The organism is Pedobacter psychrodurus (assembly GCF_032678585.1).
Lineage (GTDB): Bacteria > Bacteroidota > Bacteroidia > Sphingobacteriales > Sphingobacteriaceae > Pedobacter > Pedobacter psychrodurus_A.
In genome coordinates, this window is record NZ_JAVTSN010000001.1 from 85,099 (window position 1) to 104,820 (window position 19,722).

Consider the following 19,722-nt stretch of genomic DNA (forward strand, 5'->3'; position numbering starts at 1 on the left):
CTTTTGCTTTCAGCCTAAATGAATAAATTTTGGCCTAACCCAAGTGTTTTTATGGTGCCGGAGCAACAGCAGTTGTGGTAGCAACATAAGGCCAAAGTGTGCCGATACCGCCAACGGTAATTCCTTTATTATCCCCCCTTTTTGCATCAGGTGCAAAATAATATAATGGCCAGCCTTTATAAGTAAGTTGCTTTTTGTTAATAGTAGCTACAGTAATTACACCAACATCAGTTTTTGTAATAGCTGAAGGTAAATTAAGTACTTCAGATTGATAAACTGGCCAGATTCCCTCTTGTGCTGTACCTTTTGTATAGTTATTTACCCCATTTTTATCTGGCGCAAAAGCATAAAGTGTTCTACCAAAGGCGTCCGTAAAATATTTAGTATTTCCTGTTCCTTCTATGTATGCGCTGGTATAACTTTTACCGTTAGAGCCCACCAATTGCGCATTGGCCAACATTAATGAATAATCGGGTTTGGCTACAAACCAGATTCCACCAACACCATCTCCCTTGGTATCACCTTTTGCCACATCGCCTGCAAAGTAATAAAGCGGATAACCGCGGTAGGTGCTTTGCTTACGTCCATCAGCTCTGGTTACTTCGCCAACTTCGGCTTTGTTCAGGTTTAAATCTGTACTCGCATCAGCAGAATAATAAAGTGGCCAGGTTGTTTCGCAACCTCCTGTACAAGTTGGCGCACCAGCGGCATCAGATGAAAAGAAATATAAGGTTTTACCATCTTTATCCGTTAATACCGATCCAAATTTAGCATCAGTGGCCAATTGGATTCCCTTATTGTTATTGGTAACAGGTGGAGTTGTAGGTTCGTCGGAACTGTTTTTCTTGCAGGCTGTAAATACCATGGCTATACACAGTACAACCAATAGGTTTTTTTTTAAGTAGATTAGCATAAGATTTTTTGTTTTAAGTTTTAACTTTAATAAAATGATGCCGCTATTACGCCGCCAGGTTGTAAATGGTTGCTTGCAGAAAGAAGATTTTTAACCAAAACGAACAAAATAAAATAATTATTAAAAAAGTATTTTTTGAGGCAACCTTTTGTAATTTCTTACCGTAATGTGTTTTGAAAGGAGAACTTGTGACCGCTAACCGCGATAGTGAAGATATTATACAAAAGTATATTCAGGGATGCATTAGGAATGAAAGAGATAGTCAAAAGGCACTATACAAACATTTCTATAGCTTTGCTATGGGGATCTGTTTGCGTTATGCAAATGATCGGTTAGATGCTGCAGGGATACTGAACGATGGCTTTTTTAAAGCTTTTAAGAATATAACCAAATATGAAACTTCTAAGGCCTTTTTACCCTGGCTTGGGCGGATCATTACCAATACAGCTATTGATTATTACCGCGCCAATTTAAAATTTGCCGATCATGTAGATATTCAGGATTACGAAAATATTGCCCAAACAAATTCGGTGTACGATAAACTGGCCTACCATGATCTTTTGGCCTTAGTTCAAAATTTAAGTCCAGCCTATCGAACGGTTTTTAACCTTTTTGCTATAGATGGATATGCACACGAAGAAATTGCCGAAATGCTGGGGATATCGGTAGGAACATCAAAGTCGAACCTGTTTAAGGCCAGGCAAAAATTACAGGAAATGCTGAAAGCTACCGATGCGAAAACTTACCAGGTGAGGAGTTCGGGGGTAGATAGAAACCTTTTACAGGTGAGGTTAAACACAAACATGCAATGAAAGAGGGAAAAGATATAGATAAATTATTTAAAGATGGATTGGAAAACCCCGATCTGCCTTTTAATGATTTAGATTGGGATAATCTGGAGGAAAGATTGCATCCAGCACCAAAAAAGCGTATTGTACCTTTGGTGTGGCTTACTGCTGTGGCTGGGATAGCCGCAATGTTACTGGTGGTATTTTTATTGGTTAAACCAACGGTTAATAAAACTGATGTGAAAGCGGGGGTAAAAAGCGATAAGAATAATAATCAACCAAAAAATAATACAGGAAGTTTAACCGAAGTGCCAAAAAGCAGGGCTGATGGAACAGGGATTGTAGATTCAACTTTAGTAGCCATAAAGCAAAGTGGCAATGAAGCAATTGACAAAGGGGAGAAAAAAGGTCTTTCTAATCTAGAAACTGATCAAAAGGTGACCGCAACTGAAGCAGGCAATGCCAATTTATTGGCCAATATGGTATATAAACTAAGCTTGACCTCAGCAATTGATCCTGTAGAATTTAAAGATCAGAATTTAACCACAAGTGTGGCAGCAGGTAAACCTCAGCGGATTAAAGCTCCGGTGGTGAAACAGAAATCGCGGTTTGTGCTGAGTATTTTGGCTGCACCAGATTTAACCAGTGTGCAAAAATCGGGACAAAGTAGTTTAAGTGGTGGTTTTGGGGTAGAAGCAACCTATCTCATCACCCAAAAACTGAGTATAACTACAGGGGCATCTTATGCCAAGAAAATTTATGATTCGGATTTTAGTTTATACAATCCCAATACCAGTTATGTTTTTAGTGTAGCACCATCAAATATCCATGCCAATTGCGACGTAATTGATATTCCGATAAATGTAAATTACAAGGTTTTTGGTAATAATAGAAATTCGATTTCGGTGAGTACCGGACTTTCGAGTTATTTAATGCTGAAGGAAAAATATAGTTATTCTTATGCTGGCGACTACAAGGGGCCTCAAGATTTCGAAGTAAAAGGTCAAAACCAGCATTATTTAGGCATAGCTAACGTAGGTGTTGAGTTTCAGCACAAAATAAACAATAACTTAAGCATCAGTGCCAAACCTTTTATGAAAATCCCATTAACGGATATTGGTTATGGAAATTCGAAATTATCCTCAACAGGTGTGGCGGTTTCGGTAAATGTGAATCTATTTAAACGGAATTAATGTTTAATATTCCTGATTGGATCAGGTAGCGGCACAAAATCAGTTTCGCCCGGTACAGGTTTAAAACTTTGTTCAAGCCATTTTTGCTTGGCTTTCTCAATTAATTCTTTATCTGATGCTACAAAATTCCAATAGATAAAACGTTCTTCAGGAAAAGCTTCGCCTCCGAAAATATAAACAGTGGTATTTTCGTGCATGGTGAACTCACAAAGTTTGGCATCGTTGGCAATTAAAATCAAGCGGGGTTCGAAAATATGGCCATCACTTTCAATCGCACCTTCTAAAATGTATAAGGCACTTTCACCAAAGAGATAGTCGCCAATGCTTACTTTTTTTCGTTCGGTGCTTTTTAGTTCCAAAAAATATAGTGGGCTATAAACGGGAACAGGTGATTTATGGCCAAAAGCTTCGCCCGCGATCAATTTGATCTCAACACCATCTTGCGTCCAGGTTGGAATATCGGCACCTTCAACATGGCAGAATTCAGGATCCATCTGCTCTAAGTCTTTAGGCAGTGCCACCCAGATCTGTAAACCATGCAACATTTTATCGGTATGGCGAAGATATTCTGGTGTTCTTTCTGAATGTACAATGCCACTGCCGGAGGTCATCCAGTTTACCTGGCCAGGTTTAATTACGATGTTTGAGCCTAAACTGTCTTTGTGGGTAATTTCACCTTCGAAAAGAAAAGTTAAAGTAGACAGACCAATGTGTGGGTGCGGCGGAACATCCAGGTTTTCATGGTCACTCATCGCTGCGGGTCCCATATGATCGATGAATGAAAAGGGGCCAACCATACGTTTCTCTCTAAAAGGCAACAGTCTGCCAACCATAAAATTGCCAATGTTTGCGGGTCTTTCTTCGATAATGAGTTTAATGTTCGACATGGGATGATCAAATTTTTAATGATGTGAATTTAAGGAAAAATATCGTCAATGGTAGATTGTTTAGTAATATCTGGGGACATGAAAAAAGCTTTTTTGTTTTTGGAAAGCAGTTGCTGAAGCTTTTGGGTTATAGTGTTCCCGCTCCCGCTTCTGCCAATTTGAAGGAAATTGGCATCTCACTTTGATCGCCTGCCTGCTGCAGGCAGGGGTTTAGGTGGCTACAATAATGCTACTATCAATGGTGAAATAATGCCCGGTCTTTTACAGATAGGCGACCGACAACGTTATCGACGTGCAGTCGGATGTTACCATCTGACTGGATAAAATAGTTCAAATTGAAATTAAAGACTAATTGAGATAATTCTCAGAGGGTAAAATCTGAAACCGCGAGGACTCCGTGATTTCTGTGTTTCCGTGGCAAAATAAATATAATGTCAGATGGTAACATCTGACATCACAACCAACAAAAAAGCATCCCTTTCGAGATGCTTTCTAACTTAAAAAGAAAAAATATGGTTTTTATACCAATTCCATTAAAGCTTCTTTGCTAAAGCCTTTTAATTCTTCAGTGCGGTTATATTTAATTTTTTCTACCCAGTTTGGGTCTGCTAAAAGCGGACGGCCAACGGCTACCAGGTCAAAATCACCACGGTCCATTCTGCGTACCAATTCGTCTAAAGAGCTTGGTTGTGAACTTTGACCTGCAAAGGCGCCAAAGAAATCGCCATCTAAACCAACCGAACCTACTGAGATGGTTGCTTTACCGGTTACCTTTTTAGCCCAGCCTGCAAAGTTCAAATCAGAACCTTCAAATTCAGGCTCCCAGAAACGGCGTTGCGAACAGTGGAAGATATCAATTCCGGCTTCTGCTAATGGAGTTAACCACTGCTCCATTTCCTCTTCATTTTTAGCCAGTTTAAAATCGTAAGCAGCGGGTTTAAATTGCGATAAGCGGATAATTAAAGCGAAATCTTCGCCCACTCTTTTGCGTACTTCTTTAATTACTTCAACACCAAAACGGGTACGTTCGGCCAAAGTTTTACCACCATAAATGTCGGTGCGGTTGTTTGTGCCATCCCAGAAAAACTGGTCGATTAAATACTGGTGTGCACCATGTATTTCTACCGTATCAAAACCTAAAGCTTTGGCATCTGCAGCAGCCTGACCAAAAGCAGCAATCGTATCAGCAATGGCAGCATCTGTCATCGGTACTCCATTTTCGAAACCTGGTTTGTTTAGACTTGATGGGCCTTCAAAAGGTGTGCTTGGCAGCCATCCTGAAGCATGGTTATCCATAATACCCTGGTGCCAGATCTGTGGGCCCATTTGTCCGCCAGCCTGGTGAACACCTTTAATTACATTTTCCCAGCCTGCTAATGCTTCTGTACCATAAAAATGAGGAATGTTAGGGTCTGCGGATGAAGATGGGCGGTTAATTACGGTCCCTTCTGAAAGGATTAAACCTACTTCGCCAGCTGCTCTTTTTGCATAATACGCTGCAACATCAGGTGTTGGTACGCCACCAGGAGAAAATGACCGCGTCATTGGGGCCATTACTATTCTATTTTTGGTATTTAATGTTTTAAGGCTAAAAGGCCTGAATAAACTATCTGTGTTCATATTTTTTAAAAATTATAATGCTGTATTGATGATTTCGCTTAATTTTTCTAAACCTTCTTTGTTACGTTTGTAATAAGTCCATTGCCCTACCCGGGTAGAACTGATCAAATCTGCACGTTGCAGGATAGAAAGGTATTCGGAAATGGTACTTTGAGATAAACCACTTTTGATCTGGATCTGCCCCACACAAACACCCACGGTATCAAAATCAGCATTTGGCTGTTCCGGAAAATTTAAATCTGGTTCTTTTAACCAGCCTAAAATCTGCAAACGTGTTTTGTTCGAAAGGGCTTTGAATATTTCTACGTGATCCATGTCACAAAGGTATATCGACTTTTCCCGATATGCCAATTAAAAGCATAAAGTTTACAATTGCGTGTAAAACGTATGGATGTGAAAAATGAATGATAGCATGAGCCGAAAGATTCTTCGCTTGCTCAGAATGACAAAATATGTAAAGGAAAATCGGCCCAAAAAGAACGGGGATAAATCATACCGACCTATCCCCGTCATCTAAATTAACGCTCTCGTATATATAAACAGCAAAAAAGCCGATTTATTATATCCGATGTAAAATTTTATGATTTTATTCAAAATTGATCTCTACAGATGAAAGAAGAGATGATGTGGGGGCATTAAATTATTGAGCAAATTTTGCCAAAAAGAACGGGGATAAATCATACCGACCTATCCCCGTCATCTAAATTAACGCTCTCATATATATAAACAACCAAAAAGGCGATTTATTATATTCGATATAAAATATTTTTTATTTTTTTGCAGCAGCCTTTTTAGGTGCCGCTTTTGCTTTCTTTTCTACAGCTGGAATTTCTTCCGCAACTTCTGCTTTTTTCTTGGCTGGTGCTTTGGTTTTCTTCACTTCCACAACGGCTTCTTCAGCTATTTCAACTTTCTTTTTTGCAGGTGCTTTTGCCTTTTTCTCAACAGCAGGAGCTTCTTCAGTTATAGTTTCTTTTTTCTTCGCTGGTGCTTTTGCTTTTTTAACTTCTGCTGCCGGAGTTTCAACAGCCGGAGCCGCCACAATTACCTCTTCTTTAACTTCTGCTGCTTTCGGAGCATGGTCTTGTTGCAGGTAGTTGGCTAAAATCTGTCTCAAATACACCTCTGGTTTAGGCATATTGATGATTGTTCCAGGTTCTTTATCCTGAGATTGTTTAATGTAAGCTGATTTTATTTTGCCCCAATCTTTAGAGTAAAGTTTGATAAACATCTCTACAAATTGTTCGTCTGTATATTTTTTAGGCAACCTACCCAGCACTGCCTGAATTTTTTCTTCTTTTTTATGTAATACCGCCATCGATTTTATTTTGTACAAAGATAGCCGAATTTTATCATTATCAGGTTTTTGCTTTTTTAACGCAATATCTCAGCTTTTTGGCCTGATTTAAAGGAATAGTTAAGCGCTCATGGCTGCTGCAACAGGTTCAGTTCTTCTGTTTGTCACCAACCGCTCGCGGTGTTTTAATCCCCATTCTCTTAACTCGTTAATCACTTTGTCCAACGATTCGCTATAAGGCGTCAATTCGTAGGTTACGGTTACCGGAGTAGTAGAAAATACTTTGCGTACCACAAATTCGTTTAATTCGAGGTCCTTCAATTCTTTCGATAAGATTTTGGGTGTGATTTCGCCAACCGATTTCTGGATTTCATTGAAACGTAGCGGTCCTTCCTGTAAAGAAATAATCAGAGGAAGTTTCCATTTGCCGTTTAATACATAAAGTGCATCTTTTACTGCGTTTAAACTCGCAGTGCAGGTTTCTTTATTGCGGTGTTCTTTTCTTGGTCCCATAATACAAAGGTATAAGCTTTCTTAAAGGATAGTACTATCCTTTGGGATACTAGTATCTTTTGGATAGTAAAATTGCATATTTTCGTCAAAAAAATAGCATGAAAACTAAAACAACGAAAATTATTTATTGGATATCTACCACTTTAGTGGCGTTAATGATGACTTTCTCGGCCTATTCGTACCTCACAAACGAAACCATCAAACAAGGCTTTCATCACCTTGGCTTTCCGGATTACTTTAGGGTAGAACTCGCCATTGCTAAAATTTTGGGAGCCATTGTGTTATTGGTTCCGCTAAAAGGCCAATGGAAAGAATGGGCATACGCTGGTTTTGCATTTACCTTTATTTCGGCATTTATTGCCCATAGTGCTTCTGGCGATCCAATCAATAACCGCATCGGGCCGGTGGTATTTCTGATCGTGTTACTGCTATCTTACTTTACATACCACAAGTCGAAAACGGTATCGCTTTAACGATAAGTGCCAGGAGAAATCCTGGCGCTTATAAAACGATTTAGTTGTGTTTGCAACAAATTAATTGATAAAATGAGAAAGTCGTTTTTTTATTTTAATTTGGATTATTATGCGTACATCGACCAAATATTCAGCACTGTTTTTAATTGTTCCCTTAACTATTTTAACTGCTTTTACCTATAAGCCCAAACCTAAAAAAGCTGTAGATAAACGCCCTAATATTATTGTCATCCTGGCCGATGATCTGGGTTTTTCTGATATAGGCTGTTATGGCGGAGAAATTAAAACGCCCAATATCGATTATCTGGCCAGTAAGGGTGTACGCTTTAAAAATTTTTACAATACTTCGCGCTGTTGCCCCACACGGGCGGCATTATTAACCGGACTGTATAACCACAATGCAGGAATCGGTGAAATGACTACAGATCGGTATGTAGAGGGTTATCGCGGTGCCATTACCAAAAATACCGTAACATTGGCCGAGGTTTTAAAAGACGCAGGTTATAGAACGGCAATGTCGGGCAAATGGCATGTTTCTAATACGATTGAGCAGCCCAGTCCACAGGCGCAGTTGGATTGGCTGAACCATAAAACCTCTTTTCCATTGTTTTCGCCGATTGATCAATACCCAACGAGCAGAGGTTTCGAAAAGTTCTTCGGCACACTTTGGGGAGTAGTCGATTTTTTTGATCCTTTTAGCCTGGTAAGTGGCACTACGCCAATTAAAGATGTGCCTGAAGATTATTACCATACTGATGCCATAAACGACACCGCTTCCACTTATATCCGCGAGTTTAGCAAAGGAGACAAGCCTTTTTTCTTATATGTGGCCGAAAATGCGCCGCATTGGCCATTACAGGCGAAACCTGAAGATATTGAAAAATATAAGGATACCTACAAAGTGGGCTGGGATGCCATCCGGGAAGCAAGATATAAACGTATGGTTGCCATGGGTTTGATTGACCCTAAAACAGCTCCGATGTCTCCACGTAAATCGACCATGAAATGGGAAGATAACCCCACAAAAGCATTCGATGAAATGGCCATGGCCGTACATGCTGCAATGATCGATCGGATGGACCAGGGGATTGGCCGCATTATTAAAACCTTGAAAGAAACCAATCAACTGGATAATACTTTGATTATCTTTTTGAGTGATAACGGCGCTAGTCCTGAAGATGCCATGCGTTATGGGCCGGGCTTCGACAGACCGAGCGAAACAAGGGCTGGTGAAAAAATTGCCTATCCAATTTATAAGAAAGTAATGCCAGGTCCACAAACCAGTTATACTTCAATTGGGCCGATCTGGGCAAATGTGGCGAACACACCATATCAATTAGCAAAAGCACAATCGTACGAAGGTGGTGTGCATACACCGATGATTGCTTTTTGGCCGAAAGGATTAACGGCAAAAAAAGGCAGTTATACCAATCAGGTAGGGCATGTGATGGATTTTATGACCACATTTGTGGAATTGGCCAATGCAAGGTATCCAGGTAGCTATCATGGCAATACCATTAAACCCATGCAGGGAATGAGTTTGGTGCCAGCCTTAAAAGGGAAGGTATCAACTGGACACGAAATTTTATTTAACGAACATTTTAACGCCAGTTTTGTACGTTCTGGCGATTGGAAAATGGTGAATCTCTCTAATGATTCTACCTGGCATCTGTATAACATTAAAAATGATCAGACGGAACTGAATGATGTTGCGCAGCAACATCCGGATAAGGTAAAAGAGTTGGATGCAAAATGGCATGCCTGGGCAAAGCAAAATCATGTGTTACCGAAGAAATAGGTCATTTCTTTCTACTGGAGGAAATCTAAAGTATCGGTCGGTGAGACACCGACCGATAGATTAATAGCAAAAACAATGAAAGCCCTTCGACTACGCTCGGGGTGACAATATGTATATTGAAGTTATATGGCTTCCAATAATTCGATAATCCGATCCGTATCATCAACCTCGCCCAATCGTGGGAAAATACGTTTCACGCTATGTTCATAGGCATCAGCATTGGTATCCGTTGTGGCATCTTTTGCAAAAGTGATGTTATAGCCCAATTCGCTTGCTGCTCTTGCTGTTCCCTCAACACCTACACTAGTCGAAATACCTGCCAATACAATACCAGTAATGCCTCTTTTTTTAAGCTCAATATCGAGGTTAGGATTTGTAAAAGCATTCCACGCATTTTTGGTGATGAAGATATCATCTTCTGTGGTTTCAATTTCAGGTGCAGTTTCGAACCATTCGTCAGGGAAGCTTGTAAATTTTGCATTTGCATCAGTGCGCATATTGTTGAGTAGTGATTTGGTTGGATCTACATGTACAATCACAACAGGCAAATTTGCCTTGCGGAAAGCTGAAACCAGTGTTGCAGCTTTTGCTAAAATTTCGTTTGCTGGTTTTATAACTGGGAATTGTACAATACCTTTTTGAAGATCGATTAAAACCAGGGCCGTTTTTTTATCTAAAGAAGTAATCATTTTTATATTGATTTAAATTATATTTTTTCTACGAGTGGGTTAATTTCTGGCTTGATAGCAGTGTTTTTTATTTCATCCTTACGAAGTTTTCGATAAAGAAATGTACCGATGATCAGCGCAATTGCGCCTTCCAGTAACACTGTATCGGGTGTTCCAATCCATTGTGAAATACCACCAACCAACAATCCGCCTAAAGGCTGCATCCCAAAAAATGCCATGGCATAAAAACTGATTACACGGCCACGCATGGCAGGATCGACGGTGGTTTGAATTAAAGTGTTGCTAATGGTAATCTGCGACATCATGCCAAAACCCGAAACGGTAGCAAAAACCAGCGCAATTGGATAATAAGTGCTGTGCGAAAATAAAATCAAACCAATCCCAAATACAAGTGTGTTGATGGCCAATATTTTTCGGAGGTTTCTTCCGGGTTTAAGCGAAGCGAGAAAGATGGCGCCAGAAAAGGCACCCAGGCCAATCACGCTATCAATTACTCCAAAAGTTGATGCGGTACCTTTAAATATGTCTTTTGCATACACCGGTATGAGCGTACTGAAAGGCAAAACCGTTAAACTAATCAAGGCCAGCATCAAAAGGATAATGCTGATTGACGGGGTTTTCCTGATATAGGCAAAACCTTCCTTGAGCTCTTCGATTACATTTTTGGTAACGGGTTTGGCTATGTATTTCGGGAGTTTCATCATGAGTAGAGAACCAATTACAGCAATAAAACTTACCGCATTTAATCCAAAACAGATGTCATCGCCAAATTTTTCTAAGGCCAAACCTGCTAATCCAGGGCCGATCAACCTTGATAAGTTTACCATCGAAGAATTTAATGCTAAAGCGTTGGGCATATCGGCCTTATCATCAACCATTTCATATACCAGCGATTGCCTTGCGGGAACATCGAAGGCATTGATGAGACCAAGCAGGGCGCTCAAGGCTATAATTTCCCAAACCGAGTAGTGTCTGAAAAAGATCAGCAATGTTAACAATACGGCCTGTATCATCGAGGCAATCTGCGTGATCAATAATAATTTGTAACGGTTATACCGATCGGAAGCTACCCCTCCAAGAAAAGAAAAAACGAATGATGGGAAGAGGCTGGCGAAAAGCGTTAAACCAAGCATGAATTTCGAATGTGTTTCGGAATAAATAACCCAGCTTACCGCAGTTTTTTGCATCCAGGTTCCGATTAGCGAAACAGACTGGCCACCGAAATACAACCTATAGTTTCGGCTTTTAAAGGCATTGAAGGTGCTGATTTTCATTTTTTCTTAAAATTCTACCAGTTTGGCCAATGGACCGATTGCTGCCTTTAAAATTTCCTGCTCCTGTGTATTGCAAACTTTAGCAATAGCATGGCTTAGCCATTCGTCGCGCTCGTTTCTAACCTGTTGGATCATATCCTGTCCGGTTGCAGAAATGGAGATATAAATCTTGCGCTTATCGGTTTCGGATGGCGTTTTGTCGATCAGACCGAGCGAACTTAAATGGGTAATCACCTGACCCATGGATTGCGGTGTTATTTTTTCGATCACGGCGAGTTCTGCAGCCAGCAGCTTTTGGTTTTCTAATGAAACCAATACGGCACGCTCAGTTTGTGATAGGGGGGTGTTTATTGGCGAAAGCTTCCGCATTTTTCTAACCAACCTGGTTAAAACGGGGCGAAGCTGTGCAGCAATATCGTGACTTTTTTCTGTGTTCATTATTGTAAGTAAAACTTATAAGTTTACCTTACAAATATAGTGCTAAATTGAATTTATAAATGAAGTTGTGTACTATTTTTGAAAAACAGACAATGGGTTTACAAATGTTTACTTCTTCCAGCCTTTCTGCATTTTCTTATAGGCCTTTTTACTGATTTTGGATTTTTTCTTCGATCTCGATTTCCCTTTTTTCTTACGCGCATTGATATTGTTAACCAATGAATTTTTAACACCTAGCTTGTTTTTACTGGCTTTCTTTTTATCCTTTTTCTTTTTGCTTTTTTTCTTCTCTTTCGCCATAAAGTATATGATTATCTATTAATCAACATGAAATAGAATGGAAAAGTTCTGGCAAGTTGTAATGAGCTTTTTAACAAAGTAAATTGAGCCTTTAAGCAAAGCGTTGCCCCTGATAATCAACCTACCTTTGATTTAACAAAAAGATAGAAAAAATGAAAAAAGTTTGGTTTATAACCGGTAGCTCCCGTGGATTGGGACGTGACCTCACAGCAATGGTATTGGCAAAAGGCGATTTAGTAGCTGCGACTGCAAGAAATACGGATGCTTTAAAGGACTTTGTAGAAAAATATCCTGATCAGATTTTTCCACTTACTTTGGATGTGACTGATTACGATCAGGTTCATTTAGCGGTTGAGGCGGCAGTAGAACATTTTGGTAAAATAGATGTCCTGGTGAATAATGCTGGTTTTGGTATTATTGGTGCTGCCGAAGCCTTTACTGATGAGCAAGTGAGAAGTCAATTGGAAACTAATTTATATGCACCGATAGAAATTACCCGAGCGGTATTGCCATTTATGCGCAAACAGCGTTCGGGCAGGATTCTTCAGATCAGTTCAGTTGGTGGCCGTGTGGGTAATGCCGGATTGAGTATGTACCAGGCGGCAAAATTTGGCCTTGGTGGTTTTACTGAAGCCCTGGCAAAGGAAGTGTTGGATTTGGGTGTTTATGTAACCAGTGTAGAACCTGGTGGTTTCCGTACCGATTGGGCAGGTGAGTCGATGAGTTACGCGCCGCATGTTGAAGGTTATGAAAATACTGTTGGACAGCGTACCGATTTTTTCAAAAGCGGTAATTTTGTGCCAATGGGCGATCCGAAAAAGGCGGCCAAGGTGATGATCGATTTGGTAGAAAACCCTGAACCGCCTATGCATTTGGTATTGGGAAGCGAAGCTTATGGATTACTAAAACAAGCTGATGCCGCAAGAAATGCTGAAATGGAAAAATGGATGGAGGTGAGTTTATCTACAGATCATTACGAGGCGGAGAATTTCCTGGCAACCGATCTGGGTAAATCTTTTACTAAGGGATAGTTTTATAAATTTTACCTAAATAACATATTAGCCACAGATAAAAAGGATGCACACAGATAGGTACATTAGTATTAAAATCTGTGTTGATCCGTGTCCATCTGTGGTTAAATTTGTAAATTTGATTAACATGCAAAAGCAAGAGAAACGCCCCAACATCCTGTATTCCTGTTATGCGCAAAAAAGCAGCGAAGGGGAACAGTTTATCCCCAACCATTCGGTAGGATTGGTTATCGCAGGTACTTCTGAGATTTTTATCGGAGGCGAGAAATTTGTATTTTCGGATGGTGACTTCCGTTTTTTCAGGCGGAACCAATTGGCTCGGTATACCAAATATCCACCAGCTGGAGGGGAGTTTAAATCGATCAGCATCAATATCGATCAGGAAATTTTGCACAGCATCAGCAATGAATACGATCTGCACATACAAAAGCCCAATCACGATCTGAAAGGTTTGGCGCTCGAAGCCAATAGTCTGCTAAAAAACTATATCGATTCGATTTGGCCATACCTGGATGGCAATAATGGATCGAACCAGGCTTTGATCGATTTAAAGGTTAAAGAGGCGGTCATGATTTTATTGCAGACCAACCCCATATTAAAAGATGTGCTTTTTGATTTTTCGGAACCTGGAAAAATTGATCTGGAAGCTTATATGAATACCAATTACAAATTCAATGTAGACATTAACCGTTTTGCTTATTTAACGGGCAGGAGTTTGGCCACCTTTAAAAGGGATTTTGAAAAAATATTTAATCTTTCGCCCAATCGCTGGTTGCAGAAAAAACGTTTGAACGATGCCTACTATCTGCTAACGGAAAAAGGTTGGAAATCATCCGATGTTTATCTGGAAGTGGGCTTTAAAGATCTTTCGCATTTTTCATTTGCGTTTAAGAAGGCTTATGGCATGGCACCATCCAGAATCGGTTCTTGATTTATTCGCCTCACCATAAAACAAAAGTTGGGATTGATGCTTATGGGAAATCTATATTTCAGCTTACATCTTTTAAATTTATTTAAGAGCATACGATGAAAATCAGGTCTTTCAACCCTAAGCCCGATTGTACGGATGCCGTTTTTATCGATTATTTTCTTTTCCCAAGTTTTAAAAACGGCAGGAGGGAAAGCGGGGCTATAGGCCGCCATGAAGAACGGAACCTTTCACTTTCAAAAAGATAAGATGATGTTTTGGAAAGCAGAAGCACTGCCCATCGGTTAGCTCAGTCCTGCTTTCCTTACAGCTTTTTGGTACTGCTTTATCAAAGAAACTGTACCAGCTTTCACCCAATCAGGTTTATTTGGCAGAGGCAATGCAAAGCACCCCGCTCAAGCCTAAGCCCGATTGTACGGATGCCGTTTTTATCTATTATTTTCTTTTCCTGGGTTTTTAAAATGGCAGGAGGGAAAGCGGGGCTGTAGGCGGCCATGAAAAACGGAACCTTTCACTTTCAAAAGGATAAGATGATGTTTTGGAAAGCAGAAGCACTGCCCATCGGTTAGCTCAGTCCTGCTTTCCTTACAGCTTTTTGGTACTGCTTTATCAAAGAAACTGCACCAGCTTTCATGCAATCAGGTTTATTTGGCAGAGGTTATGCAAAACAACTTGCTCAAGCCTAAGTCCGATGTCCATTAAGTTAGGGTTTTTAACCACAGATAAAAAGGATACATACACCTGCCAAGCCGTTCAAGCGGGGATATAAAGATCCGTATGTATCTGCGTCCATCTGTGGTTAAATTATATTTGCTTTTTGGAAAACGAGACTTAACTGAAATAGTGTATTAATTAAACCTTTTTAGGAGGAAGATCGAATGCAATCGCCTCATGTTCGAAATGGCCGTTATGTGCACCATCGCAAAAAGGTTTGTTTTTAGATAAACCACAACGGCAGATCGAAAGTACCTCTCTGCCCTGTAGGCCATAAATGTTTCCGTTTCTATCTACAATTTCGAAATCGCCCTCAATTTTAACAGAGCCGTTATTGTTAATGGTAAGTTTTGTTTTAGACATGTATGTGTTAGTTTAGCGCAAAACTAAAGCATATTAATCGTAATTTTTGATCAGTTTTCTATTTAGAAACATTCTCTTGTTTGCTTAAGCCTCTTTTTTGATGACGTAGGCAATCATCTCTGTTCTGATCTTAAAGCCCAGTTTCTGATAAAGTTTAATGGCACCTTCATTATCATTTCTGACATGAAGAAAGGGAATTTCGTCGCGGAGCAATATCCGTTTAATCTGTTCCTGTAGAATTTTGAAAGCATAACCTTTACCTAAATGATCGGGATGTGTGCAAACGGCACTCACCTCGCGATACGGACTCGGGAAAAAACGGTGCCCAGCCATAGCCGCCAGTTTTCCTTCTTTAAATATGCCTGTATAATTGCTCAGTTCGATGGTTTTGGACAGAAATGGGCCTGGTTTGGTTAACTCTACAAGATCGGTCATTTCTGCCACATGTGCCAAATCCAGATCTGTGATGGCAGGCGCATCAATCGCTGGAATGTCTTTTCCGCGAAAAATAAACTGGAACATTTCAATGTGAGTCAGTAATTTCCATTGTGCAGGTATTTCAACTGGTGTTTTGGCGAAAAATACAAAAAGGCTTTCTGCAGGAGTAATCTGATAGAGTGTATTTAAGTTCTCCTGCGAATTATCTTTTAAACCCGCAAATGCCGTAATGTCTTCAGTATAATATTTCACCTCATCTACACCTTTTGCAAGATGGCGATGACCAGATGTTAAGGCATGATAAATCGGATTATCCAATACGTGTTCCATACGGCAAAGATATTAAAAGCTAAATCAGCCGAGGGTAATATTTGGATGGACGAACCCTAAATCCCTATTGATTCAAGAAAGTTTCCACAAGATGCGCAGTAATTCCGATCGTTTTATCGCTTACATTCGGATTAAGGTTTTCACCGATCATCGCACCATGTAAGCCAGGTAAAATAACCAGCCTTGCATTTGTTATCAATCTCGACATTTTAACCACATGTTCGGGTCTGATCACATCGCTATCGGCAGCCATTAGCAAAGTATCACATTTTATGCTGCTAATGTCTTCGTCATTAAGATCAACAAAATCAAGCATCCGCTGTTTGTCCTTTTCGAACATAGTTTGTAATGCATTTTGATCTGGGTTTACCGCTAAAAAAGCTGTTTTAAGTGGTGCAGGCATATGATCGATGGTGGCATCGCCAAAACCATTGTAAAATCCTTCGATTAAACCTTCTCGCTGATAATTGGCCGAAATCACAATAATTTTATTCACCAGTGCCGAATGGTGCGCTGCAATGTGCAAAGTTGTTGTTCCGCCGTTGCTGAAGCCTAAAAAATTGGCCTTTGTTATTTTGAGCTGATTTAATAATGTGCTTACATCCTTTGCATCCTGTTCAAAAGATTCGGCCTGGTCCCGATCGCTGGTGCGACCGTGTGCCTGTAGCTCTACAGCGATTACCTTGCCCGATTTTGCCAGAAAAGAAATAAGTCTGCCAAAAGTAGATTGAATAGTAGAACCGCCGCCATGTATCAAAACCAGCGGGATTTCACCCTCGCCATAAATTTCATAATACATGTTAATGCCATTCACTTTTTCGTGACCTGCTTTTTGATACGTATCCATTGGTTTTAAGTATTTGCTATACAAATCTAAATAAGCTATCGGAAAAATAAGGTATCAATAACAGACAAGTTTAGGGCAGTTTGAGCCATTTAATCCTTATTTCTTCAGCTTTTTAACTTTTTTGATAAAAGCTTCCATAAACTGATCGATGCCACTTGCTGCGTAACCCAATAATCGAGAGTCTTCGCCAAGTTCAGAAGATACAATAGTTGTTTTTTCCCTGATCTGCGTCATGCAGTAAGTATTGATGGCCTGTTGCATCGGGAGTGTGATATACTGTTTCGCACCCGCGATTTTACCACTTAAAATAATCAGTTCAGGATTAAATAACTGGATAAGTACTGCAATTCCTTTGCCCATATGGGTGCCCACATTAGAGAGCAGCTGAATGGCATATTGATCACCTTTGTTTGCCGCTTTAATAATCAATGCAGGTTCAATTCTTTCCAGTTCTTCGTTCGAGAGGTTATTGAGCATGGAGTTTTTTCCGGATAAAATACCCTCCCTGGCCATTTCCGATAGCGCATTTCCTGAAGCAACAGTTTCCAGGCAGCCATGTTTCCCGCAGTAACACAAAGCCCCGTTTTCTACAAAGGGCATGTGCCCCAGTTCTCCCGAAAAACCACAGGTGCCCTGTCTTAGCTTGCCATCCATAATAATGCCGAGGCCTACGCCCCAGTCCATTAATAGTACGAGCACATTTTTTCTGCCCCTGGCCATGCCGTGTGTAAACTCGGCCATCGACGAGCCATTTACATCGTTCTGTATCACAACAGGGATATTTAATATTTTTTCAAATGCGCCTGTTAAAGAGATATTTTTCCCATCATTTAAGAAATAACTATAGTTTTCTCCCTTTTCGGAATCAATTAAACCTGGCATGCCCACACTACATCCAATCAATTGTTTGTGATCTATGTTTGCGGATTTTAAGATATCCTGAAGCTGAGTATTTAATAGACTGAAGAAATCTGTCCTGCTTTTCGAAATGGGTAATGGAATGGTTTTAACATCAAGAATGAAATTATAGTTATTGTCTATAATCGTGATTTTAGTATGGAACAACTCAATATCGATACAAAGGATCAGGATTTTTTTATCCTTTAAGCAGTAAAGGTCAGGTTTTCGCCCCCCGATCGACTGCCCATAACCTTTTTTTTCTATCCAGCCCCCATCAATCAAACCTGTTAAAAGTTTTAACAAACTCGGTGTGCTCATTTCCATGATCTCACATAAGGTAGAAACTGAGGAAGCGCCTAAATTAAAAAGATGTTTGATAAGCTTGTGTTTATAAACCAACTGCTTGTCGTTGCAATCCGATATTAAGTGATTTAATAGATTAAGATTCATGAGGTTAATTATACTATTTTGATAAATATAGATAACTTCTGTTAAAATTTTATTAAAGTTTTTTTAATACGTAAAGAAATTGGTGATGTTTTGTCTTTACAATAATTTCTTGCTAACATTAGGTTACTAATTGTGCTATAATGTTCCCTAACCAAAACTTTATTAGATTAGTTTCAACACAACAGATAAGCATTAACCCGCACGGATCATTCATCGTGTAAGTTTTATTTTCTACAACACCAATAACCAAATGAAAACTAAAGAAGAACCACAAAAACAACAAAACTCCAGACGGGATTTTATCAAAAAATCTGCAATCGCTCTGGCTACTTTCACCATTGTTCCGCGTTATGTAATGGGCGGACAAGGCTACCTTGCTCCAAGCGACAAGTTAACCAAAGCCGTAATCGGTGTTGGGGGTATGGGGAGGGGTCATTTCGAATATGAGGGCACTCAGGTAGTGGCCATTTGTGATGTTGATCAAAACCATCTTAAACAGGCTGCAGGTATGCTGGATAAAGGGGTGAAAACATTTAGCGATTATAGAGAACTGATACAATTACCCGAAGTAGATATTGTACACATTGCTACCCCGCCGCACTGGCACGGGATAATGGCTGTGGATGCCGCAAATGCTGGGAAAGATATTTGGTGCGAAAAACCAATGACGCATACCATCGGCGAGGGCAAAAGAGTTGTGGAAGCCGTAAAACAGAACGGCAGGATGTTTAGGTTAAACACCTGGTTTAGATTTAAAGATACTTTTTACGGAATGGGTACCACTGTTAAGCCGATCAAAAAACTGGTTGACAGTGGCATGCTGGGCTGGCCTTTAAAGGTAACGGTAAGTAAACATACCGGTTACGACTGGAAATTTTACTGGGTAGGAAAAGATCATTTGGAGCCTCAGCCTATACCGCCAGAATTGGATTATAACGCATGGTTAGGCCCTGCACCTTATAAACCTTATAATGCACACCGTGTGCATCAAACTTTTAGGGGATACTGGGATTATGATGGCGGCGGCTTGAGCGATATGGGGCAACATTATATCGATCCAATACAGTACTTTTTAGGAAAAGATGATACCAATCCGATTTCTGTAGAAGTGGATGCACCACAGCAACATACCGATGCCGTAGGCATTTGGCGCAGGATTACTTATACCTATGCCGATGGTTGTCAGATTATTTTGGATGGCGAAGGTAAAGATACCAATGTGCCTTATATCGAAGGGCCAAAAGGTAAATTGTATCCTGGTTTTAAATCGGATATCCCTGACCTCGAACGGAAACTGGCACAATTCCCTGATCCCGATCCGGAGATTGTAGAATTTTCTGAGTCGGTTAGAACCAGAAAGAAATTTGCGCTGAATGAAGAAAACGGACATCGTTCATGTAATATTGTAAATATTGGCCTGGCTGCCTTGCGATTGGGAAGATCGTTAAAATTCGACCCGGTTAAGCAAGAGTTCATCGATGATGAAGCTGCAAACAGATTGATTAATCCTGTAATGCGTGCACCATTTTCCATTTAAA

The 19,722-nt window shown here is 40.1% G+C and carries 22 protein-coding genes; 8 read left to right on the top strand and 14 right to left on the bottom strand.

All coding sequences use genetic code 11. From position 1 onward, the window contains the following. Positions 1 to 49 precede the first annotated feature (49 nt). Positions 50 to 913: a hypothetical protein gene (locus R2S57_RS00390; RefSeq protein ID WP_316843145.1), complete on the bottom strand. Its 864-nt coding sequence runs from the start codon at positions 911 to 913 to the stop codon at positions 50 to 52. A 173-nt stretch (positions 914 to 1,086) separates the two neighbouring features. On the opposite strand from R2S57_RS00390, the gene R2S57_RS00395 reads away from it, so the two are divergent. Both R2S57_RS00395 and R2S57_RS00400 read left to right on the top strand, forming a co-directional pair. Then, positions 1,087 to 1,725 (top strand): sigma-70 family RNA polymerase sigma factor, encoded by a 639-nt coding sequence (locus R2S57_RS00395; RefSeq protein ID WP_316843146.1) that lies wholly within the window; start codon positions 1,087 to 1,089, stop codon positions 1,723 to 1,725. Beyond that, positions 1,722 to 2,894 carry a hypothetical protein gene (locus R2S57_RS00400; RefSeq protein ID WP_316843147.1) on the top strand — a complete coding sequence of 391 codons (1,173 nt, stop codon included), beginning with the start codon at positions 1,722 to 1,724 and terminating at the stop codon, positions 2,892 to 2,894. Before R2S57_RS00395 ends, R2S57_RS00400 begins: the two co-directional genes overlap by 4 nt. Here the strand turns inward: R2S57_RS00400 and R2S57_RS00405 are convergent. From R2S57_RS00405 to R2S57_RS00425, 5 genes are all read right to left on the bottom strand, one after another. After that, positions 2,891 to 3,781, bottom strand: a complete 891-nt coding sequence (locus R2S57_RS00405; RefSeq protein ID WP_316843148.1) for a pirin family protein — start codon at positions 3,779 to 3,781, stop codon at positions 2,891 to 2,893. The genes R2S57_RS00400 and R2S57_RS00405 overlap by 4 nt on opposite strands. A gap of 519 nt (positions 3,782 to 4,300) precedes the next feature. Further along, a complete protein-coding gene (locus R2S57_RS00410; protein WP_316843149.1) occupies positions 4,301 to 5,401 on the bottom strand; it encodes an NADH:flavin oxidoreductase in 1,101 nt (366 codons plus the stop codon). Between the two features lie 12 nt (positions 5,402 to 5,413). Next, positions 5,414 to 5,716 (bottom strand): metalloregulator ArsR/SmtB family transcription factor, encoded by a 303-nt coding sequence (locus R2S57_RS00415; RefSeq protein ID WP_316843150.1) that lies wholly within the window; start codon positions 5,714 to 5,716, stop codon positions 5,414 to 5,416. A gap of 454 nt (positions 5,717 to 6,170) precedes the next feature. Next, entirely contained in the window at positions 6,171 to 6,737 is a 567-nt protein-coding gene (locus tag R2S57_RS00420; protein WP_316843151.1) for a hypothetical protein, read from the bottom strand. Between the two features lie 81 nt (positions 6,738 to 6,818). After that, positions 6,819 to 7,211 (bottom strand): helix-turn-helix domain-containing protein, encoded by a 393-nt coding sequence (locus R2S57_RS00425; RefSeq protein WP_316843152.1) that lies wholly within the window; start codon positions 7,209 to 7,211, stop codon positions 6,819 to 6,821. A 98-nt stretch (positions 7,212 to 7,309) separates the two neighbouring features. On the opposite strand from R2S57_RS00425, the gene R2S57_RS00430 reads away from it, so the two are divergent. Together R2S57_RS00430 and R2S57_RS00435 are read left to right on the top strand one after the other, a co-directional pair. After that, the gene (locus R2S57_RS00430; RefSeq protein ID WP_316843153.1) at positions 7,310 to 7,684 is read left to right on the top strand and encodes a DoxX family protein; all 375 of its coding nucleotides are present in this window, start codon (positions 7,310 to 7,312) and stop codon (positions 7,682 to 7,684) included. A 109-nt stretch (positions 7,685 to 7,793) separates the two neighbouring features. Then, positions 7,794 to 9,482 (top strand): arylsulfatase, encoded by a 1,689-nt coding sequence (locus R2S57_RS00435; protein WP_316843154.1) that lies wholly within the window; start codon positions 7,794 to 7,796, stop codon positions 9,480 to 9,482. Between the two features lie 122 nt (positions 9,483 to 9,604). Here the strand turns inward: R2S57_RS00435 and R2S57_RS00440 are convergent, their stop codons facing one another. From R2S57_RS00440 to R2S57_RS00455, 4 genes are all read right to left on the bottom strand, one after another. After that, positions 9,605 to 10,171: an isochorismatase family protein gene (locus R2S57_RS00440; RefSeq protein ID WP_316843155.1), complete on the bottom strand. Its 567-nt coding sequence runs from the start codon at positions 10,169 to 10,171 to the stop codon at positions 9,605 to 9,607. A 17-nt stretch (positions 10,172 to 10,188) separates the two neighbouring features. Further along, positions 10,189 to 11,445, bottom strand: coding sequence for an MFS transporter (locus R2S57_RS00445; protein WP_316843156.1), 1,257 nt, complete (start codon positions 11,443 to 11,445; stop codon positions 10,189 to 10,191). A 6-nt stretch (positions 11,446 to 11,451) separates the two neighbouring features. Next, entirely contained in the window at positions 11,452 to 11,883 is a 432-nt protein-coding gene (locus tag R2S57_RS00450) for a MarR family winged helix-turn-helix transcriptional regulator (RefSeq protein ID WP_316843157.1), read from the bottom strand. Positions 11,884 to 11,991: 108 nt separating this feature from the next. Next, on the bottom strand, positions 11,992 to 12,183 hold the full coding sequence (locus R2S57_RS00455) for a hypothetical protein (RefSeq protein WP_316843158.1): 192 nt from the start codon (positions 12,181 to 12,183) through the stop codon (positions 11,992 to 11,994). A 152-nt stretch (positions 12,184 to 12,335) separates the two neighbouring features. Here R2S57_RS00455 and R2S57_RS00460 point away from each other — a divergent pair, with 152 nt between their 5' ends. The 3 genes from R2S57_RS00460 to R2S57_RS00470 all read left to right on the top strand — a co-directional run bounded on the left by R2S57_RS00460 (position 12,336) and on the right by R2S57_RS00470 (position 14,390). Then, positions 12,336 to 13,214 (top strand): oxidoreductase, encoded by an 879-nt coding sequence (locus tag R2S57_RS00460; RefSeq protein ID WP_316843159.1) that lies wholly within the window; start codon positions 12,336 to 12,338, stop codon positions 13,212 to 13,214. A gap of 127 nt (positions 13,215 to 13,341) precedes the next feature. Continuing rightward, positions 13,342 to 14,145: an AraC family transcriptional regulator gene (locus R2S57_RS00465; RefSeq protein WP_316843160.1), complete on the top strand. Its 804-nt coding sequence runs from the start codon at positions 13,342 to 13,344 to the stop codon at positions 14,143 to 14,145. Positions 14,146 to 14,240: 95 nt separating this feature from the next. Beyond that, positions 14,241 to 14,390 carry a hypothetical protein gene (locus R2S57_RS00470; RefSeq protein WP_316843161.1) on the top strand — a complete coding sequence of 50 codons (150 nt, stop codon included), beginning with the start codon at positions 14,241 to 14,243 and terminating at the stop codon, positions 14,388 to 14,390. 604 nt (positions 14,391 to 14,994) lie between these two features. Here the strand turns inward: R2S57_RS00470 and R2S57_RS00475 are convergent. The 4 genes from R2S57_RS00475 to R2S57_RS00490 form a co-directional block, all read right to left on the bottom strand. Continuing rightward, positions 14,995 to 15,219 carry a CDGSH iron-sulfur domain-containing protein gene (locus R2S57_RS00475; RefSeq protein ID WP_057931468.1) on the bottom strand — a complete coding sequence of 75 codons (225 nt, stop codon included), beginning with the start codon at positions 15,217 to 15,219 and terminating at the stop codon, positions 14,995 to 14,997. An 84-nt stretch (positions 15,220 to 15,303) separates the two neighbouring features. Beyond that, positions 15,304 to 15,987 (bottom strand): GNAT family N-acetyltransferase, encoded by a 684-nt coding sequence (locus R2S57_RS00480; RefSeq protein ID WP_316843162.1) that lies wholly within the window; start codon positions 15,985 to 15,987, stop codon positions 15,304 to 15,306. Positions 15,988 to 16,051: 64 nt separating this feature from the next. Beyond that, a complete protein-coding gene (locus R2S57_RS00485; protein ID WP_316843163.1) occupies positions 16,052 to 16,834 on the bottom strand; it encodes an alpha/beta hydrolase in 783 nt (260 codons plus the stop codon). Between the two features lie 96 nt (positions 16,835 to 16,930). Continuing rightward, positions 16,931 to 18,184, bottom strand: coding sequence for an ROK family protein (locus R2S57_RS00490; protein ID WP_316843164.1), 1,254 nt, complete (start codon positions 18,182 to 18,184; stop codon positions 16,931 to 16,933). A gap of 250 nt (positions 18,185 to 18,434) precedes the next feature. Here R2S57_RS00490 and R2S57_RS00495 point away from each other — a divergent pair, with 250 nt between their 5' ends. Further along, positions 18,435 to 19,721 carry a Gfo/Idh/MocA family oxidoreductase gene (locus tag R2S57_RS00495; RefSeq protein ID WP_316843165.1) on the top strand — a complete coding sequence of 429 codons (1,287 nt, stop codon included), beginning with the start codon at positions 18,435 to 18,437 and terminating at the stop codon, positions 19,719 to 19,721. The last annotated feature ends 1 nt before the right edge of the window (position 19,722 follow it).

Coding starts and splice junctions, on each gene's coding strand:
- R2S57_RS00430 (WP_316843153.1), top strand. CDS start 7,310: ATGAAAACTAAAACAACGAAAATTATTTATTGGATATCTACCACTTTA.
- R2S57_RS00485 (WP_316843163.1), bottom strand. CDS start 16,834: ATGGATACGTATCAAAAAGCAGGTCACGAAAAAGTGAATGGCATTAAC.
- R2S57_RS00450 (WP_316843157.1), bottom strand. CDS start 11,883: ATGAACACAGAAAAAAGTCACGATATTGCTGCACAGCTTCGCCCCGTT.
- R2S57_RS00440 (WP_316843155.1), bottom strand. CDS start 10,171: ATGATTACTTCTTTAGATAAAAAAACGGCCCTGGTTTTAATCGATCTT.
- R2S57_RS00475 (WP_057931468.1), bottom strand. CDS start 15,219: ATGTCTAAAACAAAACTTACCATTAACAATAACGGCTCTGTTAAAATT.
- R2S57_RS00470 (WP_316843161.1), top strand. CDS start 14,241: ATGAAAATCAGGTCTTTCAACCCTAAGCCCGATTGTACGGATGCCGTT.
- R2S57_RS00400 (WP_316843147.1), top strand. CDS start 1,722: ATGAAAGAGGGAAAAGATATAGATAAATTATTTAAAGATGGATTGGAA.
- R2S57_RS00415 (WP_316843150.1), bottom strand. CDS start 5,716: ATGGATCACGTAGAAATATTCAAAGCCCTTTCGAACAAAACACGTTTG.
- R2S57_RS00390 (WP_316843145.1), bottom strand. CDS start 913: ATGCTAATCTACTTAAAAAAAAACCTATTGGTTGTACTGTGTATAGCC.
- R2S57_RS00405 (WP_316843148.1), bottom strand. CDS start 3,781: ATGTCGAACATTAAACTCATTATCGAAGAAAGACCCGCAAACATTGGC.
- R2S57_RS00495 (WP_316843165.1), top strand. CDS start 18,435: ATGAAAACTAAAGAAGAACCACAAAAACAACAAAACTCCAGACGGGAT.
- R2S57_RS00455 (WP_316843158.1), bottom strand. CDS start 12,183: ATGGCGAAAGAGAAGAAAAAAAGCAAAAAGAAAAAGGATAAAAAGAAA.
- R2S57_RS00425 (WP_316843152.1), bottom strand. CDS start 7,211: ATGGGACCAAGAAAAGAACACCGCAATAAAGAAACCTGCACTGCGAGT.
- R2S57_RS00435 (WP_316843154.1), top strand. CDS start 7,794: ATGCGTACATCGACCAAATATTCAGCACTGTTTTTAATTGTTCCCTTA.
- R2S57_RS00445 (WP_316843156.1), bottom strand. CDS start 11,445: ATGAAAATCAGCACCTTCAATGCCTTTAAAAGCCGAAACTATAGGTTG.
- R2S57_RS00490 (WP_316843164.1), bottom strand. CDS start 18,184: ATGAATCTTAATCTATTAAATCACTTAATATCGGATTGCAACGACAAG.
- R2S57_RS00460 (WP_316843159.1), top strand. CDS start 12,336: ATGAAAAAAGTTTGGTTTATAACCGGTAGCTCCCGTGGATTGGGACGT.
- R2S57_RS00465 (WP_316843160.1), top strand. CDS start 13,342: ATGCAAAAGCAAGAGAAACGCCCCAACATCCTGTATTCCTGTTATGCG.
- R2S57_RS00410 (WP_316843149.1), bottom strand. CDS start 5,401: ATGAACACAGATAGTTTATTCAGGCCTTTTAGCCTTAAAACATTAAAT.
- R2S57_RS00480 (WP_316843162.1), bottom strand. CDS start 15,987: ATGGAACACGTATTGGATAATCCGATTTATCATGCCTTAACATCTGGT.